At 36.3% G+C, this 17,027-nt stretch carries 15 protein-coding genes; 5 read left to right on the top strand and 10 right to left on the bottom strand.

Going from position 1 to position 17,027, the window contains the following annotated elements; all coding sequences use genetic code 11:
• Window positions 1–278: 278 nt before the first annotated feature.
• The 5 genes from BN997_RS01080 to BN997_RS01060 are packed head-to-tail and all read left to right on the top strand — an operon-like array spanning window position 279 to window position 5,277.
• Window positions 279–1,148, top strand: a complete 870-nt coding sequence (locus tag BN997_RS01080; protein WP_042528881.1) for a MurR/RpiR family transcriptional regulator — start codon at window positions 279–281, stop codon at window positions 1,146–1,148.
• Window positions 1,139–2,290: an amidohydrolase gene (locus BN997_RS01075; RefSeq protein ID WP_042528879.1), complete on the top strand. Its 1,152-nt coding sequence runs from the start codon at window positions 1,139–1,141 to the stop codon at window positions 2,288–2,290. Before BN997_RS01080 ends, BN997_RS01075 begins: the two co-directional genes overlap by 10 nt.
• On the top strand, window positions 2,287–3,099 hold the full coding sequence (locus BN997_RS01070; RefSeq protein ID WP_042528877.1) for a GNAT family N-acetyltransferase: 813 nt from the start codon (window positions 2,287–2,289) through the stop codon (window positions 3,097–3,099). The genes BN997_RS01075 and BN997_RS01070 overlap by 4 nt, the downstream gene beginning before the upstream one ends.
• A gap of 2 nt (window positions 3,100–3,101) precedes the next feature.
• On the top strand, window positions 3,102–4,208 hold the full coding sequence (gene menC / locus BN997_RS01065) for an o-succinylbenzoate synthase (protein ID WP_042528875.1): 1,107 nt from the start codon (window positions 3,102–3,104) through the stop codon (window positions 4,206–4,208).
• Between the two features lie 13 nt (window positions 4,209–4,221).
• Entirely contained in the window at window positions 4,222–5,277 is a 1,056-nt protein-coding gene (locus BN997_RS01060; RefSeq protein WP_042528873.1) for a YkvI family membrane protein, read from the top strand.
• A 79-nt stretch (window positions 5,278–5,356) separates the two neighbouring features.
• On the opposite strand, the gene istB is transcribed toward BN997_RS01060, so the two are convergent.
• The 10 genes from istB to BN997_RS01005 all read right to left on the bottom strand — a co-directional run bounded on the left by istB (window position 5,357) and on the right by BN997_RS01005 (window position 16,891).
• Window positions 5,357–6,112, bottom strand: a complete 756-nt coding sequence (istB, locus tag BN997_RS01055; protein WP_042528871.1) for an IS21-like element helper ATPase IstB — start codon at window positions 6,110–6,112, stop codon at window positions 5,357–5,359.
• Entirely contained in the window at window positions 6,109–7,689 is a 1,581-nt protein-coding gene (gene istA, locus BN997_RS01050; RefSeq protein ID WP_042535626.1) for an IS21 family transposase, read from the bottom strand. The genes istB and istA overlap by 4 nt, the downstream gene beginning before the upstream one ends.
• Window positions 7,690–8,364: 675 nt before the next feature.
• Complete coding sequence (locus BN997_RS01040; RefSeq protein ID WP_042528867.1) at window positions 8,365–9,048, bottom strand: MgtC/SapB family protein; 684 nt, start codon at window positions 9,046–9,048, stop codon at window positions 8,365–8,367.
• Window positions 9,049–9,326: 278 nt separating this feature from the next.
• Window positions 9,327–10,088 (bottom strand): sugar phosphate isomerase/epimerase family protein, encoded by a 762-nt coding sequence (locus BN997_RS01035; protein ID WP_042528865.1) that lies wholly within the window; start codon window positions 10,086–10,088, stop codon window positions 9,327–9,329.
• 18 nt (window positions 10,089–10,106) lie between these two features.
• A complete protein-coding gene (locus tag BN997_RS01030) occupies window positions 10,107–11,063 on the bottom strand; it encodes an aldo/keto reductase (protein WP_042528863.1) in 957 nt (318 codons plus the stop codon).
• Window positions 11,064–11,191: 128 nt separating this feature from the next.
• Window positions 11,192–12,244, bottom strand: a complete 1,053-nt coding sequence (locus tag BN997_RS01025) for an ABC transporter ATP-binding protein (protein ID WP_042528860.1) — start codon at window positions 12,242–12,244, stop codon at window positions 11,192–11,194.
• Window positions 12,245–12,293: 49 nt separating this feature from the next.
• Complete coding sequence (locus BN997_RS01020) at window positions 12,294–13,970, bottom strand: ABC transporter permease (protein ID WP_042528858.1); 1,677 nt, start codon at window positions 13,968–13,970, stop codon at window positions 12,294–12,296.
• 316 nt (window positions 13,971–14,286) lie between these two features.
• Window positions 14,287–15,288: an extracellular solute-binding protein gene (locus BN997_RS01015; protein WP_052484849.1), complete on the bottom strand. Its 1,002-nt coding sequence runs from the start codon at window positions 15,286–15,288 to the stop codon at window positions 14,287–14,289.
• 129 nt (window positions 15,289–15,417) lie between these two features.
• Window positions 15,418–16,431: a CehA/McbA family metallohydrolase gene (locus BN997_RS01010; protein ID WP_042528856.1), complete on the bottom strand. Its 1,014-nt coding sequence runs from the start codon at window positions 16,429–16,431 to the stop codon at window positions 15,418–15,420.
• Window positions 16,432–16,435: 4 nt separating this feature from the next.
• On the bottom strand, window positions 16,436–16,891 hold the full coding sequence (locus tag BN997_RS01005; protein WP_042528854.1) for a hypothetical protein: 456 nt from the start codon (window positions 16,889–16,891) through the stop codon (window positions 16,436–16,438).
• Window positions 16,892–17,027 lie beyond the last annotated feature (136 nt).

Genomic DNA, 17,027 nt, shown 5'->3' with positions numbered 1-17,027 from the left:
GATTTTATCTACAATGTTAATACGTATGAATTATTTCTTAGTAAATGCAACTTTTTAAAAGTATGAACGACGTATTAAAAATCACGAAAAAACAGTTTCTCTTTCTATCAGATAAGTATTGCACTTTTTTCTCCAGCTTCATTGCCAAGCAACTATACTGTCATAATAATGTTTCTATATTATTTTTTCTGAAAATTACTTGTTATCCTTTCTTATTTATGATATGGTTTTAAAAAGTTTAAACTTCTTTTTATTCAAAATGAAGGAGGGACTTCTTTTTGGAAGATATCCAGCCAATTAAAGAGTTAATCGAGGCTCATTTTAATGCTTTATCAAAGAAACAACAGAAGGTAGCAAACTTCGTGTTAAATAACCCAACCTTTGTCGGGACACATTCTGCAGCTGAAGTTGGAAAGAAAGCTGAAACAAGTGAAACAACTGTTATCCGCTTCTGCTATGCGCTTGGACTCGAAGGCTATGCCGAACTGCAGAAAAAGATTACCTTATTTGTTTTTAATCAAAATACAGTCAGCACACTTGGGAATTATTTTTCAGCAAAAAAGAAGCTGTTTAATGATCAGCATCTCATTGAGAAGGCGATGCAAAAAGATATCACTCAAATTGACAGAATTGCTGAACAAATAGATAAAGAATTATTTTATAAAGCAACACAACAATTACATGAAGCAAAAAATATCTATATTATCGGGGCTGGCGCATCACAATTCCCCGCTCATTGGCTCCATTTCACCTTAAATATTTTACGGCCAAATGTATCCATTATTCATACAGAAACGCCAGAGCTTATCCGGACAATGCAGGAAATAGATGAAGATGATGTCGTCATCACAATCTCCTTACACCGTTACTTTAAAGAACCCATTCATATTGCGGAAGCACTTCATAAACGTGGAATAACAGTGCTTGCCATAACCGATTCTAAGCTGGCGCCGATTCAAAAACATTGCTCCTATGCTTTTGTATTGGAGCAAACAGAGAAATCAACCATTGATCTGATGCCATCACTTATTTCCTTCCTTAACTTAGTAGTAACTGGAATGATGACATTTGACCCGGATTATTATGAGAAGCAGCGCGTCAATTATGATGACTTTAATCATACTTTTATTTCTGATAAATGGAGTTGAGAAAATTGATAAAACAACAATTAGCTGAACGTTTACAGCAGATTTTTGAACATTTGCATAAGCACCCTGAAATAAGCTGGAATGAAGTAGAAACCACAGCATATCTTGTGGATTTTCTGCGCAGCGAGGGGTTGGATCCGCAAACGTTTCCTGATATGACCGGATTATATGTAGACATTGGAAAAGGAACTCCCACAGTTGGATTCAGAACGGATATAGATGCATTATGGCAAAAGGTTAATGGAGTATTCCAGGCGAACCATTCCTGCGGCCATGATGGACATATGACTGTAGCGCTCGGTGTCGTTCTTTTATTAAAAGAGCTGGAGCCAACATTATCCGGAGCGGTTCGTATCCTTTTTCAGCCGGCAGAAGAAAAAGCACAGGGTGCAAAAGCTTTTGTGGATCAAGGTGTTGTGGATCCGCTCCAATTTCTATTTGGAGCACATGTCCGGCCACTGATTGAATTAGAGGACGGCACCTACGCTCCAGCACTATATCATGGAGCAGCGAAGCTTTTCACAGGAGAAATTCATGGCGTTGAAGCGCACGGTGCAAGACCAGAACAGGGAGCGAATGCGATTGAAGCAGCAGGTGCGCTGATTGATGGACTCAAGCGTATTTGGATTAGCCCTGCTGAATCAGCCTCCATTAAAATGACTCAAATACAGGGAGGCGGTGCTTCAACAAATATTATTCCAGGAAATGCTTCCTTTAGCATCGATGCCCGTGCTCAAACCAACGAAACCATGGAGGCTCTGACAGCCGGATTTGAAAAAGCAGCAGGCGCGGTAAGTACACTATACGATGTTTCCATTGATTACAATGTAGATGCCCATATCGTCGCAGCTCAAGTAAGTGATACAGCAAAATCCATTTTGGAGCAAGCTATTATCAATGTAGCTGGAGAAGAAAATTGTGCGCCTGATGCGATCACACCAGGCGGAGAGGATTTTCATTTTTATACGTATTCCAAGCCTGAGCTGCAGACAACGATGCTTGGTCTCGGATGCGGCGTCACACCGGGGCTCCACCATCCAGAAATGACATTCAATCAAAAGCACCTGCCAACCGGAGCAGAAATTATCACACAGGCGCTTGTCCTAGCACTACAACAAACAGAAAGAAGCGATACAAAATGATTCAATGTAAAGAACTAAAAACAATGGCCGAGATGGAACAAATGCAGGAGCTGGAGGGAAGGATTTGGGGAATGGCTACCATTCCCACCCATCAGACGCTTACAGCAGTCAAAAATGGCGGCATCATGGTCGGTGCTTATGCTGACGATCAATTAGTCGGCTTCAGCTATGGGTTTGCAGGCTTCGATAACGGCAAAAGCTATCTATGCTCTCATATGCTTGGTATGGATCAAGCATACCGTTCTCAAGGCATTGGAAAAATGCTGAAACAAAAACAGCGGGAGATTGCTATCCGTAAAGGCTATGACATGATGAAATGGACATATGATCCTTTGGAGACACGTAATGCCTATCTTAATCTAACAAAACTAAACGGCATGTGTAACACCTATATTGAGAATTGTTACGGCAATATGCAGGATGGTTTTAATAAAGGGCTCCCTTCAGACCGCTTTGAAATCCATTGGCATTTGAAAAGTCCACACGTGATGGAGCAGCAATCCGTAAATACAGAAAATGCAACGGCTCTGAACACGTTACCCTTTAATCAGGAAGGTTTGCCCGTTTTCACGAAAGAGAAGGAACCGCTTGAATTGACGGAATATTCCTATTCCGTTCGTGTGCCAAAGGATTTTCAAGGACTGAAAGCAGCAAGTCAAGAGCTCGCCATGGACTGGAGACTAAAGACACGAGAGCTGTTCCAAAATCTCTTTGAAGCAGGTTACGCAGCTATACGGTTAGCACCCTATGAAAATTATGGGGAATACATTTTTGTAAAAAAAGATATTTTAGATCTTGGAGGAAAATAACGATGAAAATCACAGAAGTCACTGTTCGTCATTTACAAATGAAACTAAAAGCTCCTTTCACCACCAGCTTTGGCACATTTACAAATCGAGATTTTTTATTACTGGAAGCAAAGGATGCGGATGGAACCGTCGGCTGGGGAGAATCCGTCGCATTCCATGCCCCATGGTATAACGAAGAAACCCTGCAGACCAACTGGCATATGCTGGAGGATTTTTTAATCCCGCTTATCCTAAATAAAGAATTAAAGCACCCGGATGAAGTTAATGAAATCTTTGCTGCTATCCGAAAAAACAACATGGCAAAGTCTACCCTCGAAGGAGCTATCTGGGATATTTACTCACAACAAACCAACCAATCCCTTGCTGAAGCGCTGGGTGGCAGAAAAGAAAAGATTGAAGTCGGCATCAGTATCGGCATCCAAAAATCCATTGAGGATCTTATCGCTTTAGTAGACGGCTATATCAAAGAAGGCTATAAACGCATGAAAGTAAAAATCAAGCCTGGCTGGGACATCGATGTGATCCGTACATTACGCGAGAAATTCCCGGACACAGCAATTATGGCAGATGCTAACTCCGCCTACCGTTTAGAGGATACCGAACTATTAAAACAGTTAGATGCCTTTGACCTGACCATGATTGAACAGCCCTTGGCATCTGACGATATTATCGATCATGCAAAATTACAAAAGGAACTCCAAACACCGATTTGCTTAGACGAAAGCATCCACTCACTGGAAGATGCACGAAAAGCAGTTGAACTGGGAAGTACAAAAATTATTAATATCAAAATCGGCCGTGTCGGCGGCTTAACCGAAGCGAAGAAAATCCATGACTATTGCGCAGCAAATGATATTCCAGTCTGGTGCGGCGGTATGCTGGAATCAGGAATTGGCCGTTCTCACAATATCGCTTTAACAACACTGCCAAACTTTATTTTACCGGGGGATACCGCTGGTTCCAGCCGCTACTGGGAAAAAGATATCATTGCTCCGGAGGTTGTTGCAGAAAATGGATATATCACCGTCCCGACAAAAGCTGGAATCGGTTATGAAGTAGATCGGAAAGCTGTAGAAGCTTATACCGTGGTTAAGAAAGATTATAAGTAAGGGAGATAATCAGATGAAAAAGAGTTTTCAAATAGGAAGTGCTTTTGTTGGTCTTATTGTTGGAGCCGGGTTCGCTTCAGGACAAGAAGTCATGCAATACTTCACCAGCTTTGGTATATGGGGTACAGTTGGCGGGATTGTCGCCACCCTCCTCTTTATCTTTCTAGGATTCAACTTTGCCCAGCTGGGAACAGACTTGCAGGCAGCTTCCCATAAAGGGGTAATCTACCATATCGGCGGACGTTATATCGGGGCGATATTGGATATTTTAATTACCTTCTTCCTTTTCGGAGTAGCCGTCGTTATGTTTGCAGGCTCCGGCTCTACTTTTGAGCAGATGTTTGGCATCAATACTATTGCAGGCAGCATTATTATGGTAACTTTAACTATCCTGACATTGCTATTAAATACACAAAAGATTATCGGAATCATTGCAGCAATTACACCTTACTTGATTGCGATTATCTTTATCATCTTGGTCTATTCCATTTTCACCACGGATTTATCTCTGGCTGAAGCAGATGCAATCGCCAAGGAACAAGCTTCTGCCGCACCTAACTGGTTGTTAAGCGCCTTCCTCTATGTATCTTATAATCTGGCAGCAGGAGCAGCATTACTGATTGTCATGAGCGGAGGCGTGAAAGACCGAAAAGTTGCAGGCTGGGGAGGTATTTTGGGAGGAATCATGCTTGGCGGATTGATTATTCTTATTCATATCGGGATGTTCATGAAAGTAGATGTTGTGGCAGGAATGGACATGCCAACACTTGCCTTAGCAGAACAAATCCATCCATTTATTGGTATTCTGATGGCTATTGCACTGCTTGGCATGATGTATAATACAGCAGTTGGTATGTTCTACTCCTTTACGGTACGATTTATCGCACCTGATAGCAGAGCCTATAAGCCTGCCGTTGTGATTATTGGGTTAATTGGTTTTGCAGCTAGCTTAGTCGGTTTTACAACGCTTGTCGGCAAAGTATATTCTACGATGGGGTATTTAGGGTTTGCTTTGATTATCGCAGCAATTATTGCTTGGTTTCGGAGAGGGAATACCCGTATTTCTTAAAACTAAAAGTAGGTATACAGGAACATGTTGTGAGCGTCAAGTAGAAATGAACACTTTTTGCTAATTAAATTTGGACACTTTATTCCATAAAAATGGAAGAACGGTGTTTCATTCGGTAACTATCATCATCATGAAAATGTATGACTTCAGCTCGATGTAAAATTCTATCTAGAATGGCAGTTGTAATCCCTGGATCACCTAGTAATTCTCCCCATTCATTTGGGCCTTTATTAGAAGTTAATATAATAGAAGCCTTATCATAAAGGTCGTTAATAAGATGAAAAAATAAATTCGCTTCACGTGTATCCATTGCCATAAACATTAAATCATCAATAATCACTAAATGAGAGGAACGAATTCGTTTCATTCTAGTTTGTGATTTTCTGGTAACTTCTTCTGTTTTTAATGTTTGAATCAGTTGCCCCATGGAAACAAAAGAGACTTTATATCCTTTTTGTATAGCTTCTATTCCGAGCCCTGTGGCTAAATGCGTTTTCCCCACGCCTGGCGGCCCTAAAACGATTAAATTATAAAGTTGATCCAGCCAAGTAAACTCCTTTAACTGATTTACCTGTCTTTTGCTGAGCGATTGTTGCTCATCTAAATGAAACTCATCTAATGTCTTATAAGAAGGGAATGCAGCCCATTTTAATCGTTTTTCGATTAACTTTTCATCTCTCCGTTTTAATTCATATCCGCATAATCGTTTCAAAAGTACTTGATACGTCCAATCTTCTGACTCTGCTTGTTGAATCAGAGAGGGCAAATAATTTGCCGTCTCTGTGAGTCTCAACGATCGAAATTGCTGTTGTATTTCTTCTATCGAATGACTCATACCGGTGCTCCTTTCAATAACTCTATATAAGTATCCAATTCTCTTGTTTTTGGCTTGATTTGAAGTAGCGTATCGTCCATACCATGCAATGTTTGGATACCTTCTACTTGCTGTGGTCTTTGATTAGAAACAGCTTGTCTTTGGATAAACTCTACGACATCTCTAAACTCTGTTGCACTATATATTTTGCGTGCTACACACTCTTCTAAAGCTTGATTCCTTATTTCTCTTGCTAATGTTTGGGACACCTTTAAAATAAGAGATAATTGATCCCGTATGTATCGAGGATATCTAAGATGAATTTCCTGAAGGAAATCAGAAGCCATTTCCTTATCATCAAAGTAAGTCGATACCGTTTCTATATAGGCGGTTATTCCTTTAGAACGATCCCTGGTATGCTGGGAATCTTGAATAAGTTTTCCTTTTTCTATGCTTAACGTGTGTTTGGCAATCATCGCCCCATCCGATTTTTCCCGTATGATTAATTCGTTCTGTTCATTTATTTCAATAAAAACTGTTTTATCTTTCTTGTATGTACCAAGCGGTACGGAATAACGATTTGATTGGTAGATAATAGTATTGTCCTTACGAACATTTCTTGTTATACTATTATCGATATTTGAAATTGAAATTTTTTTGTTGACTGGTCTTAAGTGTTGTTTTTCTAGGGCAAACACTTCGACTGGTCTTTTTTTTGTTGTATTATGCACTTTTCCGTTTCCGGTTCGAATCAGCCATGCTAAACAGGATTCATTCCATTTATCTATATGGTGAAATACGCGGTTCTTCGCAAAATTCTTCTTCACAAATCCTACGACATTTTCAATCTTCCCTTTACTTTCTGGATCAGCTTTTCTACATACAAAGAGCTTTAATTTTCTCTCTTCCCTGTATGCTTGAAACTCACTGGTAAGAATGAGATCTCCTTCATTTTCACTTACTACGATAAGGGAATCCTGATCATAAGCTAACTCATGTGGAATTCCTCCAAAATACTGAAAAGTATCTTCGTGAGCTTGAATCATATCCTTTGTTGTAAAAGGACGGGGGAGCCACACAACATATTTGTAACGTGAGTGCGAAAGCACGAAACTAATAAAATATAATTTCTTCTCCTTTCCCTGGGATGTTTTCTGTATCGTCTGGCCAAAATCTACCTGGGCTTGCTGCCCCATTGGTGGGTCTGGAATAGCTTGATAGACACGCTTCATTTCTGTCTTTGGAATATGATATTTTTCCCGGAGGGCTTTGACATAACTCCGAACGGTACTTTCTCCAACACGTAGAGTTGGAAACCTTTCTTTTAACCAATCATGAACTTGAGCACTAGAAAGGTCCGGATGTTCCGTTAGCCAAGTATGAATAAGTAATTCATAGGCATCTAATTTCTTCTTTCTTGTCTGTGTGGAAGCTACCCACTCCGCCATTTCCTGAGGAGACTTTTCAAGGTATTTATATACCGTTGTCCTTGATATACCTAGTTTTCTAGCTATTCTTCGTATTTTAAATCCTTCTTGTTTTAGTTGATAGATTTCCATATACACTTTCCATGTTTCCACCTTTCTTACTCCTCCCATTTCTGTATCGTACAAACATGTATTATACAGTAAATGAAAGATTGCAATAGTTGTTAGTTGGTACCCAGCGGAACGGCGAGCATGTAACAGGCTGCCGCCCCTACGGGGCAACAGCCTGTTACATGCCTATCCCCCAAGAAAAGTGTTCATTCTTATCAAGCAATAATGGTCTACTTTAGTTTAGCAGTTACACATGTGGTGTTTTTACTGTTGATTTTTGTTATTTAGCCGTCTATCTTTATAGGCGGCTTTTTTGTTTTTTGGTTGCTGCGATTTTATTAACTCTGGTGCCACCTTTCTTCTCACAAAAATTAATTTTCCATTCTCTATATTGATGAGTGCAGTGGGAAGCGTAGCCGCAATGAGTATACTATAGCAGGTCAATCATTCTATCTGTGATTAACTCTCCTGTATTATATTTATAAATTTCTTTTAAAAATGCTTGAACAGGAATTCTTGGGATTAAACAAAATATACTGATTTGACTTCTAATTTTAAATTAAAAGAAGAAGTTATTGTTCTAATGATATTGTTTTTTCAATAAGTCTATATAGAATTTTAAAGAGTCGTAAAGAGGAATATATCTGAATTAATAGGAAAAAGATATGATTTCTGACTAGATACAGAAAGCCATATCTTTTGTTTATCACACTATACTTTCAACAAGAAAGATCTTTAAATTGTCTCCACCTCTATTTTATTTATAACCGATACTTCTCTAATAATAGAATAAACATTACTTGCATTCATATCTCGATAGAGTGTTATATTCATCTGCAACAATTGTTTATCATCCTCTAAATCTTTAATTTTTATTTTATTTATTCTTATATCGTAGGAAGTAAGTTGCTCGTTGACCTTACTAAACAGATTATATTCATTGGTAGATATCGTTACCTTTAAATCCTGACGGCTAAATTTATTAGGAGCAAATCGTTTCAATAAATATGGCAATCCTTCTACACTAAACAAAATAAAAAGAGCTCCTATAATTGATTCAAAATAAAAACCTGCACCCGCACCAATTCCCAATCCGGCCGCCGCCCATATAATTGCTGCTGTAGTAATGCCAGAAATAACATTGTCGCCCCTCTTTAAAATTACACCTGCACCTATAAAACCTATGCCACTGATGATTTGTGCTGCCAATCGCATCGGATCTGTTCGCATGGTTAAAGTTTCTTCACCATACCTAATTGCTGCTTCAATAGAAATAATCGTTAATAGACAACTAGTTACAGAAATAACAATACATGTTTTTAATCCTAATGGTTTATTTTTTAATTTTCGTTCTATACCTATTATTAACCCAAGTAAAGCAGCTACCCCCATTCTAAGTAAGCTTACGCTAATATCCATATTTATTACACGCTCCTAAATGCAATTATGAATTTATATATACCTTCCAAGCCTAAATAATCTTCAAATATCTTTATTATAGGAGGAATTCTCCTTAGGTTAGAAAATAAAGAAATACGTTATAACCCTAAATAATATTCTAAAAAAATCCCTATATAAACATGATGGAACCCATAAAAATGGATTCCATCATACGAATATAACTTTTTATATTATTCGACACAAACCTATTTGATACAATTTGAGTTATTAAAATCCTTGCCTATACCATTTATTTTCTATACTTTTTCTGTTATATTTATTAAATTACTTAAACTTAACGCTAAACTATCCAGCGGACTACCTAAACAATAGTCTTGTTCAATAGCGTAGTATTCAACATTATTAACTTCTCCCCATCTTAAAATGGACAAAAAGTCAATAGAACCTTCACCAATTTCAGCAAAAGTTTGCTCTGCATCATTTGTCATATCTTTTAGATGTAGGATAGGGATAGTACTTTTTAAAGATTTGATGTAAGACAATGGATCACGGCCGGCCTTTTTCACCCAGTAAGTATCAATTTCTGGAATAATCATGTTGCCTTCTCTATCAGGAGAAAATAAATAATCTAAAGCTACCTGTCCGTCAACAATCGTTTGAAATTCAAAATCATGATGATGATAGCCTACTTTATATCCTTTAGAGGCTATTTTCTTTTGAGCTTCAATAAGATCATTTTTCACCTGTCTATACCCCTCTTCATTTTGTAAATCATCCTCTAGATAATGACAATAAAAATTTTTTGTTTCAAATAGGTCAGCTTCCTTTAATACCATTTCTAAATCATGATTAATTCTATCAAGACTAATATGCATACCAGCTGTTTTTAAGCCTGTTTCTTTTAAAACACTTGCAATTTCTTCAGGAGTATAATCAAATAACCCATCTATTTGAATAGCTTCCCATCCCATTTTTTTCAATTCTCTTAATGTGCCTGGAAAATCTTCAGCAAGTTCATTTCTAAGCGTATATAATTGAGCAGCAAATTTATGTTTCATACTAATCATCCCCTCCGGTTATTCTATTTCTGTTAAATCAAGCCATTTGATCTCATCTGCTGTCAGTCTAATTTTGGAACCTTCCAATGAAGACGCCAATTCGCTAACCTCCATTGGACCAATAATTGCAGCAGTTGGAAATGATTGATTAAGTACATAGGCAAGCGATATTTGAATAGCTGACATATTCTTTTGAGAGCCAATTTCTTTTGCTATTTCATATTTTTTCCAATTCTCATCGTTATAATAAACCCGTACTAATTCTTCATTGCTTCTATCTTCTGGAGAAAACTTACCGCTGAAGAACCCCATAGCCTGGGAAGACCATGATAAGAGTGGAAGTTGATTCCCCTTATGCCAATCTATCATCTCTTGATCAGCTACAATACTATCTGGCCAGGGAACTTCATTGCATTTCGCTAAACTAAGGCTGGGACTATTAAATGTAAATCCGATTAACCCATGCTTAGATGCATATTCATTTGCTTCCTGGATACGTTCATATGTCCAATTAGATGCTCCAATCGCATGTATTCTGCCAGCAGCAAGATGTTCGTTTAACACTTCTATTATCGGACCAACTTCCTTTGAAGGATCATCTCGATGAAGAGCATAAAAGTCAATATAACCTATATTCAATCTTTCTAAGCTTTCTAAGACATCTTTTGTAATCGAAGCTGGGTTAACCCTTTTTCCAGGTTCTCCATCGTCAGGATGTGCTCCTTTTGTTAAAATATATATTTTTTCTCGATTGCCTCTTTCTTTTATCCACTTCCCAAGTGTTACTTCGCTATTGAAATATTGATGACCTGTATCAAACATGTTACCTCCCATTTCAATAAAGTTATCCAATATTTTAAAATTATCCTCCTCACTTTCGTATTGATAAAATTGACCCGATCCCATAATTAATCTAGAGCACTTTTTTTCTATATATTTATTATCTTTTATTCCTTTAAGTGTAATATATTTCAATGTAAAAACTCCTTCATTTAAATGATTTGGAAACTCGATGCATACTATAAAAACTAGGAAATCCAACAATCTGCAGGTTCTACAATACCCTCTTCACTGACTGTCTTCATTATGCCATAAGCTTTTTTTCATTCTTTTTCAAACAGAATATACTTCTCCACACATACATGAATTTTTTCATTCACTTCAAACTTTTCTCTAGTTTCTACAATAAAATAGACCTCATCATTATAAGAAACCTCTATTTGTACATAATTCCCTCGATAGCTTGCATCCTTAACAATTACTTCAAAAGTGTCCACAGAAGGAGCATCAGCTATTGTAATTTTCTCCGGTCTAAAGACTAAGGTTCTATCTCCATCTTCCTCTTCCAAGCTCTGTAAAGGAATAAAATTTGTACCAAAAGCATAAAACTTCCTAGATTTTATCGTGCCTTGTATATTATTACTTTTCCCAACAAAATTGGAGATTGCAGTACTGTCAGGCTGCTCATAAATCTCTTCCGGTGTTCCAATTTGTGCAACTCTTCCTTTATCAAAAACAGCTATTCTATCTGACATTTCTAAAGCTTCTTCTTGATCATGTGTTACATAAATAGCTGAAATTCCGAGACGCTCTTGTAATTCTTTAATGTCCTTTCTCATTTTCACCCGCAGCTTTGCATCAAGATTACTTAATGGTTCATCAAAGAGAAGTACTTTCGGCTGTAAAACAAGTACTCTAGCAATAGATACCCGCTGCTGTTGGCCACCACTTAGTTGTGTAGGGTATGATTTTTTTAATTGTGATAGGTTTACAATATCGAGGCTCCAGTCCACCAGTTTATCTATCTGTGCTTTATTCATCTTTTTTACTTTCAGCCCATAAGCAATATTCTCATAAACTGTCATATGTGGCCATAAAGCATAGTTTTGAAAAACGAATCCAATATTCTTTTCCCAAGGCTGTAATTTTGTAATATCGTCATCACCAAAAAATATTTTCCCCTTAGTTGGTTTCTCAAAGCCGGCAATACATCTTAATAACGTCGTTTTCCCGCAACCTGATGGACCAAGTAAAGTGAAAAACTCTCCTTTTTTAATAGTAAAATCAATATCCTTTAATACTTCTATATCGCCAAATTGCTTGTATAAATTTGAAATAATTACTTCTGTTGAAAGGTTACTCTCATTTTTATTCATATCATTTATCCACCCTTCTCTTTAACTTGCAATAATTAAAACTGCTTCATCAGTATGGCTTTACCCCTCTTGAAAACTTGGTAATGATAAATAAAGGGACATAAATGCACAACATCAATATAACTCCCATTGCAGCGGCAATTCCGAAGTCTGATCCCGAAGTTAATGCATTTTGGAAAATTACAATGACCATCGTCACCCAAGGAGGCCGATAAAGAATAATTGTCGTACTAAGTTCTGCCATGGTCATTAGAAATGCTATTGTTGCACCAGATGCTACTCCACCAATCATCAACCGGAAAGTCACATCCTTAAATGCCTTCATAGGCTTCGCTCCACAAATCAAAGCAGCGTCTTCTAAAGCAGGATGAATATTATAAAGGGAAGATTCTGCACTCTTTACAGTAAATGCTAGTTTTCTCAAGAAATAGGCTAACACAAGAATAATCCAAGTACCTGTTATCATCACTGGCGGTTTATTGAAAATCATTACCAAACCTATTGCAAATACTACTCCCGGAATAATATAAGGTACCATGATAATAAAGTTTAGAAATTTAGAGAAAAACTTATATTGTTTCCTTACAATCACATATGCGATACCTATCCCAAAAAAGACAGCTAGAAATATAGACGTAAAACTTAAGAAAAATGTAATTAATATCGGTTTTAAACCGCTATCAATTAATTTAATATAATTTTCAAATGTGAAGTTATACATTAATACTCCCCATTGCCACTCCATTAATGAAATGACAACAAGTGTCAAGTGAGGCAAAAATGAAATAAATAAAATGGCTCCGATATATAAGGACATACTCAATTTCATAACTTTCCCCGGCTTACTTAAGGGAATTTTTTTAGAAGTGACAGATGAATACGTTTTTCTGGCAATAATATATCTTTGACCAATTAGTGCCAATGTCGAAATGACAATCATTACAACGCCAGCTGTTGATGCCATTGATAAATTGCTGCCGACTTCACTAACAAACTCCTTATAAACTAATGTGGGCAATACTTGAAATGATCCGCCAATGACAGCTGGTGTACCAAAATCTGAAAAAGCAGCCATTCCCGCCATAAACATCCCTGTAATAATTCCCGGAACTGCTAAAGGCACTTCTATTTTCATAAAAGTTTTAAATTTATTTGCACCTAAATTCATTGAAGCTTCACGGTGAGATACATTTTGTGCTGTAAATGAATCAAAACTCAGCAGACAAATTATTGGGAAAACGAGCCAAATAATTACCCATATAACGCCTATCTCACCGTACAAACTTGCTTCTATTTTCCAACCTGTTAAATTAAAAATTATGTCATTTGCCACTCCATATTTCCCAAATAATATTAACCACGCATATGCCCCTAAAAAAGGCGGAGAAGCAGTAGCTAAAGTAATTAGGGTAAGCACCATATTTCGATTTTTAAATTCAAATCTTGATAGTAAAAATGCTAAAGGAACCGCTATTAAAGTTGCAAAGAACGTAGAAATCACAGTAACTTTAGCACTGTTAAACAATGCAACCCAGTAACGTTCTTGTGTAAAAAACTGAATAAAATTATCCAAAGTAAAATTCAATGAATTATCTCTAAAAGCAGCTAGAAAAATCCATATCTGTGGAATAATTATAGTAATAATTGAAATAGCTACAAAGATTAATGTGAATATCATCCAAGGATTCTTTATCTCTGATAAATTAATAAATTTGTTGTTTTTCATATTTTTAATCATCCTTTTTAAGATCTCAATACCGAATCTGAATATATAAAATGAAATTTTTATCCATATTTTTCTGATGATAATTAAAAATCACAAATATACTTACATACATAAAATATATTTACTATAATATGTAATTATTTTAAAATGACTACTTCCTTTTCTTTTTATTGCAATATAAAATAGAATTTTATTTACAAAAATTTTCGTTCTTCTATCACAAGATAAAACTACAATTATTCGTATCATAAAATTATACGCTCATGTAAATTCATTCCGTGAAGAAAACCTGAACCTCTTCACGGAACAGCATTTTTTATCTTAAGTTCTCAAATTCTTCCATTATTTCTTCATTTGTTAATTGGTTATTCTCAATTAAATTAGTAGAGTCTAATTCTTTAAATCCTTCTGGCGGATCTATATCTTCTCTTGCAGAACGTCTAAGGATTTCATCACGAACAATCATATGAACTTCTTCTGAAGTAACAAAATCGATAAAAGTTTGTGCACTTTCTTCATTTGGGCCATCTAGAATAATCCCTGCAGCATCAATTTGGTTAGTAACACCATCTTCTGGATAAATCATCCGAACTGGCAAACCTGCACTCTCCCATTTTGAACCGAGATCTTCATTAATAAATCCTACTGCAAACTCTCCATCCTTTACACCATCAAACATAGCTGAAGATCCATCAACAATGCTAGCGTTTTTCAAAGCATCTCCAACAAATTCCCAATCATATAAAGAAGCCATTCCTTTAATGATACTTACTCCTGTCCCAGATGTTCCCGGATCTGACAAAGCAAAGTTTCCTTGTTCCAGCCATGCTGCATTTGGGTCTGCTAAATCTTCTATCGAAGTTGGATGTGTTGATTCATCTGGTAATTCATCTGTATTTACTAAGATTGCTTGAGGCAAATTAGAAAAAGCATGCCATTTATGTTCTGGGTCTTGAACAATCATTTCTTTATCATTTGGCGATTCATAACTGGAAAATAATTCCTCATTTAAATCGTAAGTAGTCGTCTCACCACCCCAAAGAATGTCTCCTGCAGGGTTATCGGTCTCCGCTTTAATTCTCGCTAACAGTTCTCCAGCTCCCGCATGGATTGTTTCTACATTTATTTCCGGATGTTGTTCCTGAAACAGTTCTAAGATAGGGTCACTGATTTCATTTCCCATCGCTGAATAGATAACTAAGTCAGATGACCCGCTGCCATCATCCCCTCCACCTGCTTCACTATCAGAACTGCTTCCACATCCTGCCATAAGCATTACCATTACAATAAATAAACCTATAGATACTAATTTCTTCAACTCATTTCCCTCCAATGTTTATTTAGATAATTTGATGTATCGCTTACTTTATATCTAATTATTAGGAATATTTTATTTATAAAAATTCTTTTGTAAATATTTCTAACTTCTACGTTATTCCGATTATCATTACAATGATGTATTTATTACATATATTGCATTAGTAAAAGCTATCATTGTATACACACCGTTAAACACACCATATAATTCTGCGCGCAGCCAACGTATTTCTTCTAAGTTCACAGAACTAACGATCTGTTCCTGATTCATTAAAAGTACATTTTCATTTAACATGCCTTTATTACTATTAATAGAAATTTTAAGATTTTGATCTTCTAATTCCCATTTTCTTTCTCTAACTGAATAATCAACGGTAATGTTAACTTTCGCCTTCATATCTACATTTCTACCTATCAAAATCTCTCCGCCAATAGGATGTTTTTGCTCATTCCATTCCAAAGTCATATCTATCAGAGGTCCCATAGATACACTGACTTCCCCATGCTTAATCGCATTAATAAATGCTCGATCTCCGTCTGCATTTTTTTCTACCTTATCCACCTTTAAAAAGGTTGCCGCTATAGGATCATCTAATTCCGTAGTTTCGTGCCAATCACGTCCATTTACTGCTGTGATTTGATAACCTTCATTCAGCTTTTCAGTCCATAAATGAAAAGCTCTCCTATTATCCTTTTTTACTGATGGTAAAGTTCCTGACCAAACCTCAATATAGTCGATATCTGTCCAATCCTCCACATGGTATTCCCAGAAACAACCTGTACATATAGGAGACCCGATTCGATATGGATGCACGATTCCAACAATTCCATTCTTATCATGAACTTTTTTTATCCCTGTATGAATACTTTTAGGAGTAAATTCACGCCAATCAATATATTCAGATACTCCAAGCATATTCATATGTCCATAAAAAGTAGTCCATTCTAAACCACTTATGATGTTAATATCAAATTGAGATTCAACTTCTTCTTTTCCAATCAAGCCTGACATTGTATTATGATCTGTTAAGGCTAATCCCTGTAAACCAAGCATTTTAGCTTCTTTGACCATTTCAAGCAGAGAATGTTTTCCATCGCTATGAAAAGTATGTGTGTGTAATTCAAACGGCTTCCAAATTTTCATACTCCTAAGCCTCCCCAAAGACTTCTAATTGATATGAACATTCTTCTGATACGATTGCATGTGTACTTATAGTAATCTTCCATAGTCCCGATTTATTTTTATCAGGAATCAATCCTGGAGATGCTTCATTTTCCGATAAAACTAAATGTAATTCTGAATCATGACGATGTGTAGCTCCTCTGAATTTTTCAGAATCATCAAAGGATAATGTCAAATGATTTTTTAAAGGCATATATTTTTCCCAGTTCACTTCCTCTGTTACATTAGGAATAATGCTATATTTCAATAAACTTTCTTTAATAAGAAGCTCAGAAGTCTTCTTATCTTCTAAATCCTTTGGTGTATATTTAAAATAAAAATGCAGTCTTTCGTAATCTTCCGAGATGTACATTGCATAAATAATTTGACTACTAGCACAAGAAGGAGTTACTGTCCCCTTTACGTTATAAATTTGCTTCATCTATATCCCCCTTTGAAATCCCTTACATTTTTAAACAAAGTTTGTTTGTACTAAGCATAAACTAATATGTGTACATCATATAATATTACCTTTTATTTAATCAATAACTTTTTTGTTTTTTACATACTTTTAATTA

Origin of the sequence: Oceanobacillus oncorhynchi, assembly GCF_000821065.1 — a bacterium.
Classification (GTDB): domain Bacteria; phylum Bacillota; class Bacilli; order Bacillales; family Amphibacillaceae; genus Oceanobacillus; species Oceanobacillus oncorhynchi.
The sequence above is the reverse complement of the archived record's forward strand: the minus strand, read 5'-3'. Positions and strand labels throughout refer to the sequence as shown.

Bases quoted from the DNA above. Each gene is read 5' to 3' on its own strand.
- BN997_RS01005 (WP_042528854.1), bottom strand. From the start codon at position 16,891: ATGAAGCAAATTTATAACGTAAAGGGGACAGTAACTCCTTCTTGTGCT.
- BN997_RS01010 (WP_042528856.1), bottom strand. From the start codon at position 16,431: ATGAAAATTTGGAAGCCGTTTGAATTACACACACATACTTTTCATAGC.
- menC (WP_042528875.1), top strand. From the start codon at position 3,102: ATGAAAATCACAGAAGTCACTGTTCGTCATTTACAAATGAAACTAAAA.
- istB (WP_042528871.1), bottom strand. From the start codon at position 6,112: ATGAGTCATTCGATAGAAGAAATACAACAGCAATTTCGATCGTTGAGA.
- BN997_RS01035 (WP_042528865.1), bottom strand. From the start codon at position 10,088: ATGAAACATAAATTTGCTGCTCAATTATATACGCTTAGAAATGAACTT.
- BN997_RS01060 (WP_042528873.1), top strand. From the start codon at position 4,222: ATGAAAAAGAGTTTTCAAATAGGAAGTGCTTTTGTTGGTCTTATTGTT.
- istA (WP_042535626.1), bottom strand. From the start codon at position 7,689: ATGGGAGGAGTAAGAAAGGTGGAAACATGGAAAGTGTATATGGAAATC.
- BN997_RS01025 (WP_042528860.1), bottom strand. From the start codon at position 12,244: ATGAATAAAAATGAGAGTAACCTTTCAACAGAAGTAATTATTTCAAAT.
- BN997_RS01070 (WP_042528877.1), top strand. From the start codon at position 2,287: ATGATTCAATGTAAAGAACTAAAAACAATGGCCGAGATGGAACAAATG.
- BN997_RS01020 (WP_042528858.1), bottom strand. From the start codon at position 13,970: ATGAAAAACAACAAATTTATTAATTTATCAGAGATAAAGAATCCTTGG.
- BN997_RS01040 (WP_042528867.1), bottom strand. From the start codon at position 9,048: ATGGATATTAGCGTAAGCTTACTTAGAATGGGGGTAGCTGCTTTACTT.
- BN997_RS01075 (WP_042528879.1), top strand. From the start codon at position 1,139: ATGGAGTTGAGAAAATTGATAAAACAACAATTAGCTGAACGTTTACAG.